The sequence below is a fragment of the Humibacillus sp. DSM 29435 genome, from assembly GCF_001758225.1.
Taxonomy (GTDB): Bacteria; Actinomycetota; Actinomycetes; order Actinomycetales; family Dermatophilaceae; genus DSM-29435.
This window is the reverse complement of record NZ_MAST01000015.1, coordinates 1-19,487: the sequence shown is the minus strand read 5'-3', so window position 1 is coordinate 19,487 and position 19,487 is coordinate 1. Positions and strand designations below refer to the sequence as shown.

Below are 19,487 nucleotides of genomic sequence, written 5' to 3'. Positions count from 1 at the left end.
CTACACCGGGCTGGGGACCGCGATCTGGGCAGCAGAGCGTGACCGGATCGCCGGCCACAGGGCGAGGCCGGCCGCCACGAGGAAGACCCCACTGACGGCTTCCGACCACGGGGTGGTGTCGTACGACAAGCCCAGCAGTGCTCCGGCGATGAAGAACTCGCCGAGAGGTGTACTGACGCTGACCAGACCGACGACCAACAGTCGCCACTCAATACCGGGGCGCGGATCAGCGATCTGGAACGCGAAGACCATGAGGAGCAGGGCGATCGGGGTGAGGATCCACAGCCAGTAGACCCACTCCAGGCCTGGGCCCGCGACCACCCGACCCGAGAGACCCGAGCGCCCGGTCATCACGGCCAACGTCAGCAGCGGGGCAACCAGGACGGCGCCCACGAGCAGCGTCACGACCGGCCGCTGGGCGCCGCCGAGCAACCAGGGCAGAAAGAGCAGCGCAAGACTCAGGAGCACCATGCTCCCAGCCCCGACCTGAGCCGCCGCTCCGACAGGGACCCACGGCTCGGTCGGCGGCAGGAAGTCGAACCGATGGTCTTGAAGCGTGAGGCAGTCGGGGGCATCGAAGTCTCCGAGCCGACAGGCGGGCCACCACCGTTCCCGCGACGCCATGATCATGAGAACCCCCGACCCCGACAGCAGCACCGGCGCCAAGCCCTGCAGCGCCGTTCTCGCGGCATCGGTAGCGCTGCGTGACATGGCCGTGACGGTACGGGAAGCCGGGCCGACAGGTCTGCGAAACGCACGAACTGCGTGACGTGCAGCCGGTGACGTGCTCTCAGTTGGCCGTCAGGCTCGCGAGCAGCTCTGGCGCACGCCGTTCGTAGACGCGCGCCCCGACTCGCACGCCGATCTCGAACAGCATGACGCCCCAGACGAGCCCGACGACGGCTCCCGCCCACACCGCCCACACCGCGCCCGACCAGGCGAGCAGCGCGAGAACGATCGGTGGCGCTGAGAGCACCACGCTGCTGATGGCTGCCACCGTCTGGGCTGCGAGCGTGATGCCGGTGGCGCCGGGCGGTGTCGAGAAGGGGCTCTCCCCCGGCTTCGCCACCGGGTAGGGCAGCACGACGCTGAGCACGCTCGAGACGGCGTAGGCCGTGCCGAGCAGAGCCACTGACAGGCCCAGCACCACTGCCAGCAGGTCGAACCGGGCGGCCAGGGCGGCGCCCGCCACCGCGTAGACGATCACCAGCGGAACCGCGACCAGCAGGCTCGGCACGAGCCGACCGCGACGGTCGGCCAGGCCGGGCGTGCCCGCGGCCACGTGCATCCAGAACGCGTCGGCCTCGTACGCCACGGCATTGTGCTCACCCCAGGCCATCATGAAGGCGAGCAACGGCGCCATCAACAGCGTGACCCACCGCACGTCGGAGGTGAAGTACGGGATGAGCAGGGCGAGCGGAACGAAGGGCGTGAGCAGCATCCCGGCCTGGTAGCGCGGGTCACGCCACCAGTAGACGAGCACCCGCATCGCCACCGCTCCCGTCGGGGTGTCGGGCCCTCGGTCGAGCAGGCCGAGGTCACCATCAGCGGTCGTGGCGGACCCCGAACGTGCCGCCGACCTCGGGTTCTCGACCTGACGAGTCAGCGCACGCAGCCACAGCACCCCCAACGCCCAGAGGAAGGCGACGCCGAGTGCGAGTCGCAGCAGACCGACGACGGTGTGCCCGAGGGCGATGTCGCCGGGGGCGGCCCAGGCCCAGCCCAGGGGTGTCCAACCGGCCACCGAAGAGACCGACCGCACCACCGCCAGGTAGTCACCGCCCGCGTTGGACAGCACGATCAGAACCGGTGAGAGGAGCACGAGGAGGATGAGGGCGAGCACGCCCATGACGTCGTTGCCCCGACGGCTCGACAGCGCGGCGGTCGCGACTGCCGACACCCAGCGGCTCATCGTGACGGCGGTCAAGACCGCGACCGCCGTCGACACGATGCCGACGAGCGTCGACAGCACCGTGTGCGACCACGCCACCATGACCCCCGCAGAGATGAGCATCGTTGCGATGGCCGGCAACCCGACCAGCGCCCCGGCGATCAGTCCGATGGCCAGCTGTCGAGGAGGCACGGCGAACGTGGCGAAGCGCGCGGGGTCGAGCGTGGGGTCAGAGCCGAAGGAGAAGAGCGGAACGAGAGACCAGAGCACCACGGCCACCGCCCCGGCCACCGGGATGATGTCGACGGCGAGACCGAGGTCGACGCGAAGACTGGCGGCCCCGAACGCCATGGCCACGACGAGAAACCCGAAGTAGACAACCGCAAAGACGACCCCGATCGCCTGGGCACGGCTGCGCCGAAACATGTTCCGCAGCAGGGTGAGCTTCAGTCTGACGAGGTGCGCAACCACGAGAGCCCCTCCACCTGGGTCGTGCCGCCGACGAGAGAGACGAAGCGCTGCTCGAGGCTCTGGCCCTCACGCACCTCCTCGATACCTCCGTGGGCCAGCACCCGCCCGTCGGCGATGACCGCTACGTGGGAGCAGATGCGTTCGACGAGGTCCATGACGTGGCTCGAGAGGATCACGGTTCCGCCCGAACCCACGAAGTCGGCGAGGATGCTGCGGATCGTCGCCGACGACACCGGGTCGACGGCCTCGAAGGGCTCGTCGAGCACCAGCACCCGTGGGCCGTGGATCAGGGCTGAGGCCAGGGTGACCTTCTTGGTCATGCCCGCCGAGTAGTCGACGACGAGCTTGCCCTGCGCCGACGCGAGGCCCAATGCATTGACCAGCTCGGTGGCCCGCTCGGCCGCGAGCTCGCGTGGCATTCCCCGCAGCAGACCGGAGTAGGTGATCAGCTGCAGGCCGGTCAGCCGGTCGAAGGTGCGCAGCCCGTCGGGCAGGATGCCGAGCAGCCGCTTCGCCGCGACCGGGTCGGCCCAGACGTCGTGGCCGAGCACGAAGGCCTGCCCCACCGTGGGACGGAGCAGGCCCGTGACCATCGAGAGCGTCGTCGTCTTGCCGGCGCCGTTCGGGCCCACCAGGCCGAAGAACGAGCCACGCGGAACGTCGAGGTCGATGCCCTTCACGGCGATCACGTCGCCGAAGCGCTTGCCCAGGCCACGGATGGCCACGGCCGGCCCGGCGGCGGGACCGCCTCGAGGGGCGGGAAGGTCGGCGGGTGCGGAGGCTGCGGTGGAGGACGTGCCCCTTTCGGTGGTCTGCGACTCGGTCATGCTCGGCTCACTCATGGCTTCCCCTGTCTCGCTCTACCCGTCAGAAAGTGGCCGACTCGTCGTCCCTGAGGTCGACGTAAGTCAGCCCGTCGACCCCGCTGAACGTCTCGATGTGGGTTGCGTACATGCGCCGACCCGCCTCGGACAGCAGCGCGTCGTGGATCGGGATGAAGACCTTCGGGGCGATGCGCGCGACGAACGCGATCGAGTCACGGCTGGCGGCCCACGGCGCGTTGAGGGGGTGGGCGAGCACGTCGACCTCGCCCGGTTCGGCGTCGTAGGCGTCACCGGGGTGGAAGAGGGTCGGCTCACCGTCGGCGCGGAAGACGAACCCGACGTTGGGGATCTGCGGCATGGCCTCGTGGTTGAAGGCGTGCAGCACTCCCACCGGCGACACCGTGACATCACCGACGGCGAACGGCTCGCCCTCGGCGGTGGGCACGGCAGCCAGGCCTTCTTCTCGCAGCTTCTGGGCGGTGAGGGGGTCGGTGTAGACCTCGGCGCCCGGGTTGGCCCGGATGAGCGCCGCCGCCGGCCCCGGGTCGAAGTGGTCGCCGTGGTTGTGGGTCACCACGATGGCGTCGAGGTCGCGCAGCTCGGCGAAACCCTTCGAGAAGCTGCCCGGGTCAACGAGCACCCGGCGGTCGGCCGCCTCGATGAGAAGGCAGGCGTGTCCGAGATGAGTAAGGCGCATACCTCCACCTAATCACGGCACCCGCGCCACGCCGGTGACGCGAGAGCCGACGCTCGGGTATCGACTGCGACACCCCGGGGTGGGTGACGACTCAGACCAGGAGCTCGACCGGCCGAAGGGCATCGTGGACCAGAACAGTCGTCAGTGCGCTGGTGATCGTGCTGTCGGTGGAGGCCTTCGCTCGCGGACTTCCTCGCGTACGTCGTGCGCGGGCTGTTCGTATTCGCGCGCGCCGTTGACAGCCGGCTGACGCTCGCTCTCAGACGTCGATGCTCGACAGGTCACCGTAGCGGTCGCCTGACACCGACTCCCTCGGCACGGCGGCGTCGATGGCGGCCACATCGTCGGTCGTGAGCTCGATGGCGACCGCCCCGACGTTCTCCTGCAGGTAGCGCACCCGCTTCGTGCCGGGGATGGGCGCGATGTCAACGCCCTGCGCCAGCACCCAGGCCAGTGCGAGCTGTGCGGCCGTAGCGCCTTTTTCCTCCGCCAGTGCCCGCAGCCGCTCGACGAGGGCGAGGTTGGCCGACAGGGCCGCCCCCTGGAAACGTGGGAAGTAGGCGGTGCGACGCGAGTCGGACTCGTCGAGGTCGTCGGGCGAGGTGATGGCACCGGTGAGGATGCCGCGGCCGAGGGGCGAGTAGGGCACCAGCCCGATGCCGAGCTCGCGCAGCGTCGGCAGGATCTCGTGCTCGACGTGGCGGGTGAAGAGCGAGTACTCGGTCTGTAGCGCGGTGATCGGGTGAACCGCGTGGGCGCGTCGGATCGTGTTGGGTGAGGCCTCCGAGAGACCGAGGTGGGTCACCTTGCCCGCCGCGACCAGCTCGGCCATCGCGCCCACGGTCTCCTCGATCGGCACGTTCTGGTCGACGCGGTGCTGGTAGTAGAGGTCGATGTGGTCGACGCCGAGCCGCTGGAGGCTGGCCTCGGCGGCGCGGCGCACATACTCCGGTCGGCCGTTGACACCGAGTCGGGTACCGTCCTCGGCGCGCTCGTTGCCGAACTTCGTGGCGAGCACGACCTGGTCGCGGCGATCGGCGATGGCGCGCCCCACCAGCTTCTCGTTGGTGAACGGGCCGTACATGTCGGCCGTGTCGAGAAAGGTCACCCCGAGCTCGAGGGCACGGTGGATCGTCGCCGTGGCCTCGGCTTCGTCGCCGGTGCCGTAGAACTCCGACATCCCCATGCAGCCGAGGCCGATGGCCGAGACGTCGAGGGGGGCTGCGGTGCCGAGCGTGCGGGTGGGGAGGCTCTGCTGGTTCGTGGTCATGACCACCAGTCAAGACCTTCTGGTGCACGTTCGGGCAAGCGGGGGCCCGGATGCCGCCTGGCTCGGGCGGCATCCGGGCATCACCTCAGGCGCGGTCAGGTCTGGTCAGGTCTGGGGCCGCCAACCCCTCGGTGACAGCCTCGATGATGCGTGGGCGCAGCTCGTGCGGGTCGATGACCGCGTCGACCGAACCGACCGAGACAGCGCGGTGGATGCTGTGCACCCGGTCGAACTCCGACGCGACCTCGCCCAGCTTCTCGGAGCGCACCCCACCCCGCAGCTCGGCCATCTCGGCCACGAGCGAGGCCCCCTCGACACCGGTCGACCCCGCGATCCTCGACTCGAGGTCGGTCACTCGAGGGTCCGCGGCCGTGCGCGAGTCGACGACTCGTGCGAACACCACGGCTGCTGCCGGGGCCCCACCGATCACCGAGGCGAACGAGCCCTCGACGGCGAGCACGGTCATCCGCGGGTTGAGGGCCTTCGAGAACACGACGAAGGCGCCGCCGTGGTAGCGCGAGACGACCGTGAACACGATCGGCCCCTCGAAGTTGACGATGGCCCGGCCGATCTCGGCGCCGTACTCCAGCTGAAGGCTGCGCATCGACTCGGGCGAGCCGTCGAACCCAGACAGGTTCGCCAGCACCACGACCGGCCGGTTGCCGCTCGCGGCGTTGATCGCCCTTGCGACCTTCTTCGACGACCGCGGAAAGAGGGTGCCCGCGGTGTAGGTGTCAGGCCCGTCGGTGGGTGGGAAGCCCCGGCGCGGAACGTTTCTCGACTCGATGCCGATGAGGCAGACCGGGATGCCACCCAGGTGGGCGTCCTGCACCACGGCCGTCTCGGCGTCAGCCATGCCGGCCCACCGCTCGAGCGGCTCGCGGTCCTGGTCGGCGACCGCCCGCATGAGGGTGCGGATGTCGAAGGGCTTCTTGCGGTCGGGGTTGGTGCTCGCCGCGAAGATGTCGCCCACCGTCGCGAAGCCCGACTCTGCCGGGTCGTGGGGGTAGAGCGTCACGTCGCGGTCGGTGGGGTCGTCGCTGGTGGCGTTGCGCGGGCGGCTCTCACCGGGGGCGATGTAGGAGTGCTCGTAGTGCGTCATCAGGATCTCGCGCGCACCGGCGAGGTTCGGGGCCCAGTACTGTGCCTGGCCGTTCGGCCCCATCACCCGGTCGTAGCCGCCGATACCGAAGTTGTCCTCGGCCGAGACCCCGCCGGAGAAGTCGAGCGACTGCTTGCCCGTCAGCACCATGGCGCTGTCGGGGGTCATGATGAGCACACCCTTCGTGTGCATCAGCATCGTCGCCTCGGCGTTCCAGTAGGGCTGGGCGCCGACGTTGATCCCCGCGACGATGATGTTGATCTCGCCACCCGTCTGGGTGAACTCGATGATGCGCTTGAGGGCGCGGGCCACCCAGTCCATGTTCTCGGTGCCCGAGTCCATCGAGATGCGCGCTCCGGCCGAGAGCGAGTACCACTCGAGCGGCACCTGCAGCCGTTCGGCGAGGTCGATCGCGGCGATGACGCGTGCGCACTCCGCCTCGGCCACCGACCCGAGAGAGCGCAGCGGGTCGCCGCTCAGCACGACCCGCTTGACCCCCTCGGGATGCCGCACGGTCGGTGTGGTGACGACGGCGACGATGATGCCGGCCTTGTTCATGCCAAGAGCCCGGTCGACCGGAACGAGCACCCCCGCGTCGTCGAGGTCGTGCTCGACGACGGAGCCGCCGTCGCCCGCGATCATCGACTGCACCTCGTAGGGGTAGACGAGCCCACGACGACGCAGGCGCACCACCTTCGAGGTGTAGTCGTCGAGCGGCTTGAGCGGCTCGGTCGGCGGCGGCCCGACCGTGGCCACGACACCCGAACCGGGCTGGTAGTGGAAGCGCCCCGCGATCGGGGAGGGCGCCTCGCCCGGGGCTGCTACCAGCTGGGCCTGCACGAGCACCTCCTCGATGCCGGCGCCGGCCGTGCCGGGCGCGATCTTGCCCTGCAGCGCCGTGAGCTGGCGCAGGTCGGCCTCGATCTCGGGCCAGATCTGCACCCACACGTGGTTCATGTCGAGCTTGCTGCCGCTACTGCCTCGGCTGTTGCGCACGCGGCGGATGGCCTCGAGGCAGTTGGCGATGGCCCGCTCGACGTGCGGGAGCCCTGTCACCTCGCCCGTCTCGTCGCGCACCACGACGATCTGACGCACCTGGGCCAGTGCGACGAGGCGTCGGTCGTCGGCGTTCTCGCGAGCCACGCACTCGTAGAGCAGCACATCGTCGGGGGCGTCGAGGCGGGTGATATCGAAGGCGCGCAGCCGCCACAGGTTGAGGCGCCGTCCGACCATCGGGTGGACGCCGCGAACCAGGGGGTCCTCGGTCAGCTTCCCCTCGTGGTTGGAGTCGGGTCGGAAGGTGAAGTAGCTCACCGGTCGACCGGCGCCCGGGCTGACGGCCACCGCCACCCGTCGCACCTCGTGCGCGAACGGTAGGGTCTCGAGCAATCTGGCCAGCCCTTCGGCCTGCTCGTCGGTCGACTCCGGCCCGTCGCTCCAGCTGAGGTAGAGGTCGACGACCGCGTGCTGGTTCTCGGAGCGGGCGCTGACGTCGGCGGTGACCGAGGCGACGAGGTCACTCCCCGGTACCAGCTCGGCCACGGTGCCGATGGTCGAGGTCAGGTGGGTGGGCCGGTCGTCGAGCGTGTAGTCGGCGACGGCGAAGGGCCGACCGCCGGCCGTCAGGGTCGCCACCCCGTGCAGCCCGTGTTCGCGGTAGTGCCGCTTGATGAGCACCTCGAGCATCGGCTCGTGCTCCGGCATCTCGCGCGTGCCGTCCGCCGGCAGACGCTCGGCGAGAAAGCTGACAATCTGCTCGGGAATGGCCACGAGCTCGTCGATGCGGTCGCCGTGGTCAGCGGCATCCGGGCTCGCGGCGAGGCTGGCAACCTGGTCGCGGACGCCGGCCAGCACGCTCTCGCGTTCCTCGTCGACGAGCGGCTGGTCGAACCAGCGGAAGCGCACGCTACGGGCCATGTCGCCGATGACCGGAAAGCGCAGCTGCATCGCCACGACCAGGCGGTCGAGCACCTCCCGGGCCGCAGTGTCGAGCGGCGGCTCCGGCGCCGGCTCGGAGAGCCAGCGTTGGAGCAGGGAGGTGGCGAGCGCCACCTCGGGCGCGGAACGCTGCTGGGCCAGGAAGATGCGAAACACCGCCTCCTCGAGGTCAGGGGTGCGCTCGAAGTCGGTGATGCCGTAGTGACGCAGCACCCGGGCCAGCTTGTCGCGGAAGTCGGCGGACAGCCCCGCCCGGTCGATGTCGAGACTCTGCAGGAAGGAGTGGAAGTGCTCTCGGGGGCTGTGCACGAGCAGCTCGGTGTGCCGCTCCTCGGCCGCCGGGCGGTTGCGGCTCAGCTCGGCGAAGTCGGTCAGCAGCTCGAGGATGTTCAGCTCGTCGGCGAGCGGAACGACGCCCTCCGCCACCGCCTCGGCTCGGGCGTGGAGGTACTGAGTGAGCCGACGCCGGTCAGACGTCGGGTCGAGGTCGAAACCGAGCACCCCGGCCGAGAGGTCTTCGACCCCGCGGGCCACCCGCTCGCGAACGGTCTGCGCCTGCGACCCGGCGTCGGGTAGGTCAAGGTCGACGGATGCCGGCGGCTCGACCGGCGCTGTGTCATCGGCATCCGCGGTGGGTTCGAGACGCACGAGCGGGGCGCCCGTCTCGACCTGGCTGCCGATGGTCACGAGCAGCTCGCGCACCCGGCCGGCGACGGGGGCGACCAGCACCGTCTCCATCTTCATCGACTCGAGCACCAGCACCGGCGCTCCGGCGGCGACCTCCGACCCGACAGCAGCGGGCGTGGCCACGACCAGGGCCGGAGCAGGCGATCGCACCACACCGCCCTCGTCGCGGGTGACCCGGTGCGTCACACCGTCGACCTCGACGAGGTGCACCGGCCCGTGCGTCGCGGTGATGAGGCGGTGCGTGCGTCCCTCGACGGTGATGCGGCCGGAGTAGTCGTCGATGCGGTCGATGGAGGCGTCGACGACGTGCTCGGCGCCACCGTTGACGATGGACACTCGGAACCGGTGGCTCGCGGTGCGCAGCACCATGACCTTGTAGGCCGTGCCACGCAGCTTCAGGTCGATCGCTCGACCGACGGTGTGCTGCACCTGTGGACGACCTCCGCGCGCAGACTCGAGCAGCCGCGTCAGCTCGATGGCCTCGGCGTCCTCGTAGGCCTCGATGCCGGCGGCGACGAGCGCGATGCCCGAGTGGCGATGGCTGACGAGGCGACCCTCGGCGCGGACCCGGTCGATCCAGCCGGTGTCGGCCGACCCGTCGATGATCTCGGGCTGGGCGAGCAGGTCGAGGATGAAGCTCTTGTTCGTCGAGCCTCCCTCGATGACGACCACCGTCTCGCCCAGCGCTCGCCGCAGCCGGGCCAACGCCTCGTCGCGGTTACGCCCGTAGGCGATGATCTTGGCGATCATCGAGTCGAAGTCGGCGGGGATCGAGTCGCCCTGCGCCACCCCGGTGTCAACGCGGATGCCGGGCCCGGCCGGGAAGCTCAGCAGCGAGATGCGGCCCGGTGAGGGCGCAAAGTCGCGGTCGGGGTCTTCGGCGTTGAGCCGGGCCTCGATCGCGTGGCCGCGCTCGGTCGGGCGACCGGGCGAGGCGCCGGGCCGCTCGTCGAGCCGGCCCCCGTTCGCCACGTGGATCTGTAGCTTGACCAGGTCGGTGTCGGTGACCACCTCGGTGATCGGGTGCTCCACCTGAAGCCGGGTGTTGACCTCGAGGAACGCGAAGAACTTCTCGCCCGGGTGGTAGAGGAACTCGACAGTGCCGGCCCCGGCGTACCCGACGGCGACGGCCAGTCGCTCGGCGCTCGCCTTGACCTCGTCGGCCTGCTCGGCGCTCAGCACCGGCGAGCTCGACTCCTCGATGACCTTCTGGTTGCGTCGCTGCACTGAGCAGTCGCGCACGCCGATGGCCCAGGCCGTGCCGTGCGTGTCGGCGATGACCTGCACCTCGATGTGACGCGCACCGGTGACGAGACGCTCGAGGAAGACCACACCTGAGCCGAAGGCCCGCTGCGCCTCGTCGCGGGTTCGTTCGTAGGCGTCGGTGAGGTCGGCGTCGGAGTCGACCCGGCGGATGCCTCGACCGCCACCACCAGCGGTCGCCTTGAGCATGAGCGGATAGCCGATGCGGGCGGCAGCAGCCTTGGCGAGCTCGAGCGTGTCGACGCCGCCGCCGCTCCAGGGGGCGACGGGAACGCCGACCTCCTCGGCGATGAGCTTGCTGCCGATCTTGTCGCCCAGCTTCCGCATGGCGTCGGGGCTCGGCCCGATGAACGTCACACCGATGCGGCCACACAGCTCGGCGAACGCGGCGTCCTCGGCGACGAAGCCCCAGCCGACCCAGGCGGCATCCGCCCCCGTCTCGCGCAGCGCCTTCTCGAGCACCGCGTGGTCGAGGTAGGGCCGGGCCGAGGCCGGGCCGAGGTCGTAGGCCTCGTCGCTCTCGCGCACGAACATGGCCCGGCGCTCCCCCTCGGTGTGCAGCGCGACCGTGACGATGCGGTGGCCCTCGGGGCCGCTGGCTGCGTTGATGTCACGCACGGCGTGGATGAGGCGCATGGCAGCCTCACCTCGGTTGACGATCGCGATCCGCGAGATCATTCGAGCAGCACTCCTTGTCGTCGCCCCGGTGGGCTCGCGACGCCGGTGGGGGCGTCACCCCGCCACCCTTCCACCCTTGCCCCCCGACTCGCGAGTAGCCACCCCGAAGATCTGCACCGGGTCGTGCGCCCTTGTCGGCGTGCGACAGCGTTGAAGCACCTCGATCAGCGGCAGGCGACCACCGGGGCCGACCTGAGTGCGGATAGGGACGCTCGTCAGCTCGGAGCGGCGGGCGATCAGGTGCCCGAAGGCAACGGCCAACATCCGGTTCGACTCCGCAACGCGGTTCGGTACGTCGTTCGACCGCGACTTCGTCGCCCTGATGGCCAGGGTCGCCGCCGGTTGCGTGGTCACGATGCTGATGTGGGTGAGGGCGTCTCACGCCTCCAGGGCGGTGTCGCGGCTGTGACGAGCCAGGCACCGAGCAGTTGCCGAGCAAGCCCCGTATGGACCGCACTGGCGACGGGTGACTCGACGCTGCAGGCAGAATGACCTCGTGACGCCGCCGCCGATTCCCCCCGACCGGATCACGATTCCGCGGGAGATCTGGATTCTCGTCGGTGCTGCGTTCGTCATCGCCATCGGCTTCGGCATCGTCTCGCCGGTGCTGCCGGCCTATGCGCGTTCCTTCGATGTCGGGGTCGCAGCGGCGTCGGTCATCGTCTCGGCCTTCGCCTTCTTCCGCCTCGTCTTTGCGCCCGTGGGCGGCGAGCTCGTCAGTCGCCTCGGCGAGCGGCCCGTCTACCTCGCCGGGCTCATCATCGTCGCCATCTCCTCGTTCGCCACAGCCTTCGCGCAGTCGTACGTTCAGCTGCTCGTCTTCCGGGGGCTCGGCGGCATCGGATCGACGATGTTCACCATCTCGACCCTGACCATGCTGGTGCGTCTCGCGCCCCCGACAGCACGGGGACGGGTCTCCTCCACCTACGCGTCAGCCTTCCTCATCGGCGGCATGATCGGCCCGGTGCTCGGCGGGGTGCTCGCCGGCTGGGGCCTGCGGCTGCCCTTCATCGTCTACGGTGTGGCGCTCGTGATCGCCGCTGCCGTGGTCGCGGTCGGGCTGCGCGGCGCCCGGCTGCGCCCCGTCGACAGCCAGGGCCAGCGCGAGGTGATGAGACTCGCCGAGGCGTGGCGCTCACCGGTCTACCGGGCCGTGCTCGCATCAGCCGCCGCCAACGGCCTGACCAACTTCGGGGTGCGGTTGGCGGTGCTGCCGTTGCTCGCCGTTGCGGTGCTCGACGAGCCGTGGGTGGCCGGCGCCGTGCTCGCGGCCGGCGCGATCGGAACCGCGATCACCCTCCAGTTCTCAGGTCGACTGACCGACCAGGTCGGCCGGCGCCCGCTGGTCATCGGCGGGCTCGTCGTCATGGGTCTCTCCATGGGGCTGCTCGGCGTCGCGCAGAGCCCCGGACTGTCGGTCGGGCTCGGGCTGGCCGTGCTGTTCGCGCTGTCGCTGGTCTCCGGAGTCGGCGCGGGCCTCGTCAACCCCGCGCAGCAGGCTGCCGTCTCCGACGTGATCGGCCGAGACCGGAGCGGAGGCCGGGTGCTCTCGACTTTCCAGATGGCGCAGGACGGCGGCGCCATCGTCGGCCCGATCCTTATCGGCCTCGTCGCCGACCGTTTCGGCTTCGGCCCCGCTTTCGCGGTGACGGGCCTCGTGTGTCTCGTCGGGGTGCTGCCCTGGCTGGCCGCGCCCGAACCGCTCGTGCACCATGCGACTCCCCCGGCGCAGCCCGACACCGAGGACTGACGGGCTGCCGACGGTGATCGGATGCCAGCAGGTACCGGCACCGGCACCGGCACCGGCGGTCAGCGTGCGTCGAACTTCTGACGCGCGACCGTGAGACCGATGAGCGAGACGACGGCCACGACCATGTAGTAGACGCTGGGCGCGTTGAGCGACCCGGTGAGACTGATGAGCCAGGTGAGCACGAGGGGGGCGATACCGCCCATTACCGTGACTCCCACGTTGTAGGCGACCGAGACGCCGGTGGCTCGCACCTCCCTGGGGAACAGGGTCGTCAGCAGGGCGGGCAGCGGGCCGAAGTAGAACGCCATGATGACGCCGAGCACGCCGATGGCCACCACGAGAACCGGCACGGTCGGTGAGGCGATGACCACGGCGAACAGGGGCCAGGCCAGCACCAGGGCACCGACGGCGGCCCAGAACATGATCTTGACCGGCCCGACGCGGTCGGCCAACCGGCCGACCAGCGGCACCCCGATCATGGTGACCAGACCCGCCACGATGCCACCGAGGTAGGCGGCGCTGGCGGGCACGCCGAGGTTCTTCACGGCGTAGGTGGGCATGAAGAGGATGAGGTAGACCGAGATGGTGGCCACTCCGACGCAGGCCGAGCCGGTCAGCACTCGTCCGAGGTGCTCGGTCAACGTGGCGCGGATGGGCGACTCGTGGGGGGTGCTCTCGGTGAACTCCTTCGTCTCCGAGAGGCGCGCCCGGATGTAGAGGCCGACCGGGCCGATGAGGCAGCCGATGATGAAGGGGATCCGCCAGCCCCAGGTGTAGAGGTCCGCCTTCGACAGGTGCGTGAACAGGAGGTACCCGAAGGCCGAGGCGAGGAACATCGAGATGCCCTGGGCCGCGACCTGCCACGACGCGTAGTACGCCTTGCGGTTGGGGGCGACTTCCACGAGATACGTGGTGGCCGAGCCGAACTCGCCTCCGGCCGAGAAGCCCTGGACGAGGCGCGAGATCAGAATGACGACACCCGCCCAGGCCCCGACCAGTGCATGTGTCGGCGCAGCAGCCATGAGGATGGTCCCCACCATCATCAGCAGCAGGGTGAGGCTCAGCGCCTTCTTGCGACCATGACGGTCGGCATAGCTACCGATGATCATTCCCCCGATGGGGCGCACGAGGTAGGAGATGGCGAAGGTCGCGAAGGTCAGGATCAGGCCCAGCGTCGCGTCGCCCTCGGGGAAGAAGTTCTCCGCGATGATGATCGCGAACGAGGCGTAGACGATGATGTCGAACCACTCGAGCGCGGCTCCGATCGAGCTGCTGAGGACCGCCTTGCGGGCTTCGGCCAGGCGTTCGGGGGTCACGTCTTCGTGCGTGACGGTGTCGAGGGACATGGTTCTCCTTGGGTCGGTTGAGCGGGTCAGCCGCGAAGGTGGGATAGCAGAGCGTCGAGCAGGGCGTCGCAGCGGTGGAGCTGGTCGATCTCGACGAACTCGTCCGGCGCGTGGGCCTGCGCGATGTCGCCGGGACCGCACACCACGGTCGGGATGCCGGCCCGCTGGAACAGCCCGGCCTCGGTGCCGTAGGCCACCTTCTCGGAGCTGGCGGCCCCTCCCAGCCCGGACACGAACTCGATGACGTCCTCGCCCTGCGGCGTGTCGAGGCCGGGTGCCTGGGCACCGATGGACACCTCCACCCGCGCACTGGGGTTCTCCTGCTGCATCGACTGTTCGATGCGCCGCGCCTCGGCGTAGAACTTCTCGATGGTGGCATCGACGTCCACCCCTGCGATGGCGCGGAACTCGAAGGTCAGCGTGCAGACGGCGGGCACCGTGTTCACCGCGATGCCGCCCTCGATCTGGTTGACGGTGGCCGTGGTGAAGGGCACGTCGTGGTGCTCGTCGAACGGTCCTTCCGTGCGGAACTGGTCGGCGACACCTCGCACGAACCGAACCAGCTGTGCCGCATGCTCGATCGCGTTGACGCCGTGCGGGGTTCGTGAAGAATGCGCCGCCACTCCGTGGAACGCGACGCGGATCATCGTCAGCGACTTGTGCCCGGTGATGACGCGCATGCTGGTGGGCTCTCCCACGATGCATGCGCGGGGTCGTAGCTCGCGCCGCACGATCTCGTCCACGAGGGAGATGGCGCCGACGCAGCCGACCTCCTCGTCGTAGGAAAGGGCCAGGTGCACCGGCTCCCGCAGCGGCGCGTCGGCCAGCTCGGGCACTCTGGCCAACACCGACCCGATGAAGCCTTTCATGTCGCACGTGCCGCGCCCGTAGAGACGACCGTCGCGGATCTCAGGGGCGAAGGGGTCGCTCGACCACTGCTGCCCGTCGACCGGAACGACGTCCGTGTGCCCGGACAGCACGATGCCGCCGGTGGTCGTGCCGTCGGCGGCCGGGAAGGTGGCGAGCAGGTTGGCCTTGGTGCCGTCCTCGTTGTGGACGAGCGCCGACTCCACGCCGTGGGCTCGCAGCTCGGCCACCACGAGGTCGATGAGCGGGAGGTTGCTGTCGCGGCTCGTCGTGTCGACGCGCAGCAGCCTGGTGATCCAGTCGAGGCCCACCGGGTGACCGGAAAGGGAACGAGGCTGTGAGGTGGTGTGGCGGGTTGCGCTTTCGGGGGACATGCCCGGCTCCCTGTCTCGAGGTCTGCGTGCAGGCAGTTGATTCGCGTGCACCAGTCGTCGAGACTGACACTTGTGCCAGAAAGCCGCCAGCGGATGCAGCATCGCGCGTCGAATCGTGAGATGACGCAGGAATCCGCCATCGTCGCCGACGAGGTCGACCTGGCGATCGTCAACTGCCTGCAGCTGCAACCGCGCGCGTCGTGGACCGTGCTTGCCGAGGCCCTAGACATCGACCCGGTGACCGTTGCTCGCCGGTGGCAGCGTCTATCGTCGACCGGGATCGCCTGGGTAACGGGCCGAGCCACCGGGCAGGGCACGCCCGAGTCGTGTCTCGCCGTGGTCGAGCTCAGCTGCAGCGCCACCGAGACTCTTGCCATTGCCGAGCGCGTCACCGAACTTCCCCACGTGCTCAGCGTCGAGCACACGAGCGGACCCCGATCACTCACCCTTCTCGTCGAGGTGCGAGATCTGGCGTTTCTGTCCCAGTTCCTGCTCGACTCGGTCGGATCGATACCCGGGGTGGTGGCGACGAGCAGCTACGCCGTGACCAAGGTCTACTCGATGGGCGACCACTGGCAGCTTCACGTGCTCGATGCCGCCCAGCAGGCGGTGATGATGCGGGCCCCGCAAGCGCGGCTCGACGGGCTCACGTCGGCTCAGGCGCCCCTCTCACGGCCGTACGACCTCATCGACCGGCAGATGATTCTGCTGCTGGGTGAGGACGGTCGGATGCCGGTCGCCACCATCGCTGCCCGAGCTCGTCTCAGCGAGAGCACCGTTCGGCGCCGGCTGACCGACCTCGTCAGCAACGGCCGGGTGGTCCTCCGCTGCGACATCGCGCTGCCCGACTCCGGGTGGCCCGTCATCAGCTGGCTGTGGGCGCAGGCCGACGCCCACGACATCGACGCGGTCGCGACGCGGCTTCGACAGATTTCCGGCATCCGGGTGTGCTGGCGCATCTCGGGAGGCCCCGCCAACCTCATGCTCGCGCTCACGACCCACTCGCTGCACGAGCTCTCGCTCGTCGAGGCCCGGCTGGCCACCGAGGTGCCTCAGATGCGGATTCTCGACCGGTCGATGGTGCTGAGGTCGATCAAGCGCATGGGCCGTCAGCTCGATCTGAGCGGCCGCAGCATCCGCTCGGTGCCGCTGGACATCTGGGCCGACCCCGCGAGCCACCAACACCCGTAACCGGAGGCCAGTGGTGACGCGCCCTCGGGCCTCAGGTCGTCAGCCGGTGAGTGGATGAGTCGGCCGATACGCCGGGTTCTGTTCCGCACCTTCGTTGCCGAGTGGTGCGGCGACGGCCATCCATCTAGGCCGACCATTGCTGGCCGGCTCGAGCGTCCTACCCGTGCACTCGACCGGGCCGGCCTTCGCATGCTCGAAAGCACCACGTGCACTGTCTGGACTTGCTCCAGGTGGGGTTTACCGAGCCGCTCCAGTCACCTGGAGCGCTGGTGGTCTCTTACACCACCGTTTCACCCTTACCGACTGCCGAAGCTGCCGGCGGTCTGTTCTCTGTGGCACTGTCCCGCGGGTCACCCCGGGTGGCTGTTGGCCACCACCTTGCCCTGTGGAGCCCGGACGTTCCTCGGCAGAGGTTGCCCCCTGACGCGGCCGCCTGGCCGACTCATCCACGCCAGAGCCTAGCGTCCACATCCCGGTTCGAGGTATTCCACGGCCATGGGCGGTCGCGGAACACCTCGAACCACAGCAGACGGATGCCGGTCAGTCGTCAGTCAGTCACCCTTGACGTTGACGATCTGGTGCAGCGTGTGGCGCACCTCCACGAGATCGGCAGCGTCGAGCATCACCTGGTCGATGTCCTTGTACGCCATGGGGATCTCGTCGATGAACGCGTCGGTGTCGCGGTACTCGATGCCCACCATCGCCTCGCGCAGCTGCTCGCGGGTGAACCGCTTGCGGGCCGCCGACCGAGAGAAGGCCCGCCCCGCCCCGTGCGGCGACGACATCAGCGCGACCGGGTTGCCCTTGCCGGTGACCACGTAGGAGGCCGTGCCCATCGAGCCGGGGATGAGGCCTGCCTCGCCGTGCCGGGCCGAGATCGCCCCCTTCCGCGAGAGCCACACCTGCTTGCCGAAGTGCTTCTCCTGCTCGGTGTAGTTGTGGTGGCAGTTGATCTCCTCCTGCCGCTCCACGCCCTCCCCCACCCAGGCCTCGAACGCGGTGACGACCCGGTCCATCATCTCCTCACGGTTCAGCAGCGCGAAGTGCTGCGCCCACCGCATCTGGCGGATGTAGGCCCAGAACTCGTCAGTGCCTTCGACGAGGTAGGCGAGGTCCTTGTGCGGCAGCGAGATCCACCACTTGGTGTTCAGCGCCTGCGCCACCTTGATGTGGTGCTGCGCGATCTTGTTGCCGACGCCCCGCGAGCCGGAGTGCAGGAACAGCCAGACCCGGTCGGTCTCGTCGAGCGTCACCTCGATGAAGTGGTTGCCCGACCCGAGCGTGCCAAGCTGAAGCCGCCAGCTGCCCACGAAGGATGCCGGGTCGAACTCGGCCCGCATCGCCCGCTCCTCGAGGTCGGCCACCCGCCGCTGCGTGTGCCCGAGCTCGACCGACTCGTTGTAGACGCCGGCCGAGAGCGGCACCGCGGCCTCGATCGCCCGGCGTACGGGAGCGGCATCCGTCGGCAGCTGGTTGCGGGTGAGCTGGGTGCGCACCGCGATCATGCCGCAGCCGATGTCGACCCCGACAGCCGCGGGCATGATCGCGCCGAGGGTCGGGATGACCGAGCCGACGGTCGCGCCGAGACCGAGGTGGGCGTCGGGCATGAGGGCCACGTGCGGGTGGATGAACGGCATCGTGGCCGTGGTCAGCGCCTGCTCACGCGTGGCGGGTTCGAGGATCGATGCCCAGTTGAGCAGCCGACCGTTGATCTTCTCCATGGTTCCTTCTCTTGTGGTGGGAGCCTCGAACCCTAGGCGGCGACCCCATCCCGGTCGATGCATTTGACGGTCGCGCTCGACCGTGGAACACATCGAACCGAGGCGCGAAGCCGTTCAGCGGCACCACACCGGGATGCGGTTGGCGCCCGGACCTCCGTTCACGTTCCTGAGGTAGCGAGCCGAGGCCCAGCTGTCGCTCTCGAGGTAGTACCAGAGGTCGTTGCTGTCGACGCTCTGGGACCGCACCTTGCAGCGGGCCCAGACCGAGCTCCCTGACTGCAGGGGAGCCACGACCTGGTCTGAGGTGGATGGCCCCGATCTCAGAGTGAGTCCGGTGGTGGCGACGGCCTTGGCGTCTCCGGTGGCTCCCGACGGGCACCTCGGAACCGGGCCGGACGCATCGACGTACGCGCCTGTGACCCAGCGGGTTCCGGAGGAGTTCGTCGAGTACCACACGCGGCTGCCTCCGACGCTCGTTCCGGTGGTGCGGCAGTAGAGGCCAACCGTGACCCCACGCTGGTAGGCGAAGGTCTTGGTGGCCTGCGTGGTCGGCGCTTGCCGAGCGTTGAGCCCGCTCGCCGCCGTGACCACACCGGTCGGCCCCGGCCCTGAGGCCTGCGCCGAGGTGGCGGCGCCCACCGTGGCGGCGATGGCCACCGCCGCTGCTACCGCACCGAACCGGATCGCTGTCTTCGAGCTGCCCATGATGTCCCCTGGTGTACGTGGGGCCCTCGGTCGGGGCCCAGTACTCGCAAGAACGCGCTGCGGCCACAGATCCGTTGGCAGCCTCGGGTCACGAACTGGTCACAACGCCAACCTGACGCCGCCTAGCTGTTGTGCCCACAGAGGTTGGGTACGCGCTCGGCTGGTGAGGCGCCCTTGAGTGCGGTGTGGCCGCGGTGGTGATTGTAGGTGTGCAGGAAGCTGGGGAACGCGGCGACCCGCTCGGTTTCGGAGCGGTACGGGCGGGCGTAGGCCCATTCCTGTTCGAGGGTTCGGTTGAACCGTTCGACCTTGCCGTTGGTCTGGGGCCGGTACGGGCGGGTCCGTTTGTGTACTACCGGGCCGAGCGCGGCCGCGAAGTCCTTGGAGCGGTAGGCCGACCCGTTGTCGGTCAGGTCCCGTTTGACCGTGATCCCGCAGGAGGCGAAGTAGGCGTTCGCCCGGGCCCAGAACGCGCAGGCGGTCTCTTTGCGTTCGTCGGTCAGGATCTCGCAGTACGCGAGCCGGGAGTGGTCATCGACGGTGTTGTGGATGAACGCGGTACCCGGCCGGGTGTTCTTCTTGATCCGGTTGCCTTTGGCCCGGCCGTGGATGCGGTGCCCGCCACCGTCGGGGATCCGGCCGAGCTTCTTGACATCGACGTGCACCAGGTCACCGGGGGCCTCGTGTTCGTAGCGTCGCGGCGCGGGTTTGG

General features: G+C 69.4%; 14 protein-coding genes and 1 other RNA gene. 2 read left to right on the top strand and 13 right to left on the bottom strand.

The genetic code is table 11. The features are described 5' to 3' along the window. The 7 genes from BA895_RS11935 to BA895_RS23540 all read right to left on the bottom strand — a co-directional run bounded on the left by BA895_RS11935 (window position 1) and on the right by BA895_RS23540 (window position 11,175). Window positions 1-711: a hypothetical protein gene (locus tag BA895_RS11935; RefSeq protein WP_070192134.1), complete on the bottom strand. Its 711-nt coding sequence runs from the start codon at window positions 709-711 to the stop codon at window positions 1-3. Window positions 712-790: 79 nt separating this feature from the next. Beyond that, window positions 791-2,362, bottom strand: a complete 1,572-nt coding sequence (locus BA895_RS11930; RefSeq protein WP_070192133.1) for a hypothetical protein — start codon at window positions 2,360-2,362, stop codon at window positions 791-793. Continuing rightward, entirely contained in the window at window positions 2,338-3,189 is an 852-nt protein-coding gene (locus tag BA895_RS11925; RefSeq protein WP_070192175.1) for an ABC transporter ATP-binding protein, read from the bottom strand. Before BA895_RS11925 ends, BA895_RS11930 begins: the two co-directional genes overlap by 25 nt. Before the next feature lie 40 nt (window positions 3,190-3,229). Beyond that, complete coding sequence (locus tag BA895_RS11920; protein ID WP_070192132.1) at window positions 3,230-3,883, bottom strand: MBL fold metallo-hydrolase; 654 nt, start codon at window positions 3,881-3,883, stop codon at window positions 3,230-3,232. 259 nt (window positions 3,884-4,142) lie between these two features. Further along, complete coding sequence (locus BA895_RS11915) at window positions 4,143-5,153, bottom strand: aldo/keto reductase (protein WP_070192131.1); 1,011 nt, start codon at window positions 5,151-5,153, stop codon at window positions 4,143-4,145. Between the two features lie 85 nt (window positions 5,154-5,238). Continuing rightward, window positions 5,239-10,821: a carboxyl transferase domain-containing protein gene (locus BA895_RS11910; protein WP_070192130.1), complete on the bottom strand. Its 5,583-nt coding sequence runs from the start codon at window positions 10,819-10,821 to the stop codon at window positions 5,239-5,241. Between the two features lie 54 nt (window positions 10,822-10,875). Next, a complete protein-coding gene (locus BA895_RS23540; RefSeq protein WP_139142621.1) occupies window positions 10,876-11,175 on the bottom strand; it encodes a hypothetical protein in 300 nt (99 codons plus the stop codon). Window positions 11,176-11,317: 142 nt separating this feature from the next. Between BA895_RS23540 and BA895_RS11900 the strand changes: the two genes are divergently transcribed. Further along, the gene (locus tag BA895_RS11900; protein WP_070192128.1) at window positions 11,318-12,571 is read left to right on the top strand and encodes an MFS transporter; all 1,254 of its coding nucleotides are present in this window, start codon (window positions 11,318-11,320) and stop codon (window positions 12,569-12,571) included. Between the two features lie 59 nt (window positions 12,572-12,630). Here the strand turns inward: BA895_RS11900 and BA895_RS11895 are convergent, their stop codons facing one another. Further along, window positions 12,631-13,917, bottom strand: a complete 1,287-nt coding sequence (locus tag BA895_RS11895) for an MFS transporter (RefSeq protein ID WP_070192127.1) — start codon at window positions 13,915-13,917, stop codon at window positions 12,631-12,633. 26 nt (window positions 13,918-13,943) lie between these two features. Further along, window positions 13,944-15,095: an acetylornithine deacetylase gene (gene argE, locus BA895_RS11890; protein WP_254666441.1), complete on the bottom strand. Its 1,152-nt coding sequence runs from the start codon at window positions 15,093-15,095 to the stop codon at window positions 13,944-13,946. A gap of 183 nt (window positions 15,096-15,278) precedes the next feature. Between argE and BA895_RS11885 the strand changes: the two genes are divergently transcribed. Further along, window positions 15,279-16,349, top strand: a complete 1,071-nt coding sequence (locus tag BA895_RS11885; protein ID WP_217493892.1) for an Lrp/AsnC family transcriptional regulator — start codon at window positions 15,279-15,281, stop codon at window positions 16,347-16,349. Between the two features lie 51 nt (window positions 16,350-16,400). Here BA895_RS11885 and rnpB read toward each other — a convergent pair. The 4 genes from rnpB to BA895_RS11865 form a co-directional block, all read right to left on the bottom strand. Beyond that, an RNA gene (gene rnpB, locus BA895_RS11880) (RNase P RNA component class A) lies at window positions 16,401-16,794 on the bottom strand. A 106-nt stretch (window positions 16,795-16,900) separates the two neighbouring features. After that, window positions 16,901-18,070: an RtcB family protein gene (locus tag BA895_RS11875; RefSeq protein ID WP_070192124.1), complete on the bottom strand. Its 1,170-nt coding sequence runs from the start codon at window positions 18,068-18,070 to the stop codon at window positions 16,901-16,903. Between the two features lie 114 nt (window positions 18,071-18,184). After that, on the bottom strand, window positions 18,185-18,775 hold the full coding sequence (locus BA895_RS11870; RefSeq protein WP_070192123.1) for a hypothetical protein: 591 nt from the start codon (window positions 18,773-18,775) through the stop codon (window positions 18,185-18,187). A gap of 122 nt (window positions 18,776-18,897) precedes the next feature. Then, window positions 18,898-19,487 (bottom strand): IS481 family transposase (locus BA895_RS11865; protein ID WP_070192122.1); only part of this gene is annotated, 590 nt, incomplete at its 5' end.

Coding starts and splice junctions, on each gene's coding strand:
- BA895_RS11935 (WP_070192134.1), bottom strand. CDS start 711: ATGTCACGCAGCGCTACCGATGCCGCGAGAACGGCGCTGCAGGGCTTG.
- BA895_RS11925 (WP_070192175.1), bottom strand. CDS start 3,189: ATGACCGAGTCGCAGACCACCGAAAGGGGCACGTCCTCCACCGCAGCC.
- BA895_RS11920 (WP_070192132.1), bottom strand. CDS start 3,883: ATGCGCCTTACTCATCTCGGACACGCCTGCCTTCTCATCGAGGCGGCC.
- BA895_RS11915 (WP_070192131.1), bottom strand. CDS start 5,153: ATGACCACGAACCAGCAGAGCCTCCCCACCCGCACGCTCGGCACCGCA.
- BA895_RS11910 (WP_070192130.1), bottom strand. CDS start 10,821: ATGATCTCGCGGATCGCGATCGTCAACCGAGGTGAGGCTGCCATGCGC.
- BA895_RS11895 (WP_070192127.1), bottom strand. CDS start 13,917: ATGTCCCTCGACACCGTCACGCACGAAGACGTGACCCCCGAACGCCTG.
- BA895_RS11885 (WP_217493892.1), top strand. CDS start 15,279: ATGACGCAGGAATCCGCCATCGTCGCCGACGAGGTCGACCTGGCGATC.
- BA895_RS11875 (WP_070192124.1), bottom strand. CDS start 18,070: ATGGAGAAGATCAACGGTCGGCTGCTCAACTGGGCATCGATCCTCGAA.
- BA895_RS11870 (WP_070192123.1), bottom strand. CDS start 18,775: ATGGGCAGCTCGAAGACAGCGATCCGGTTCGGTGCGGTAGCAGCGGCG.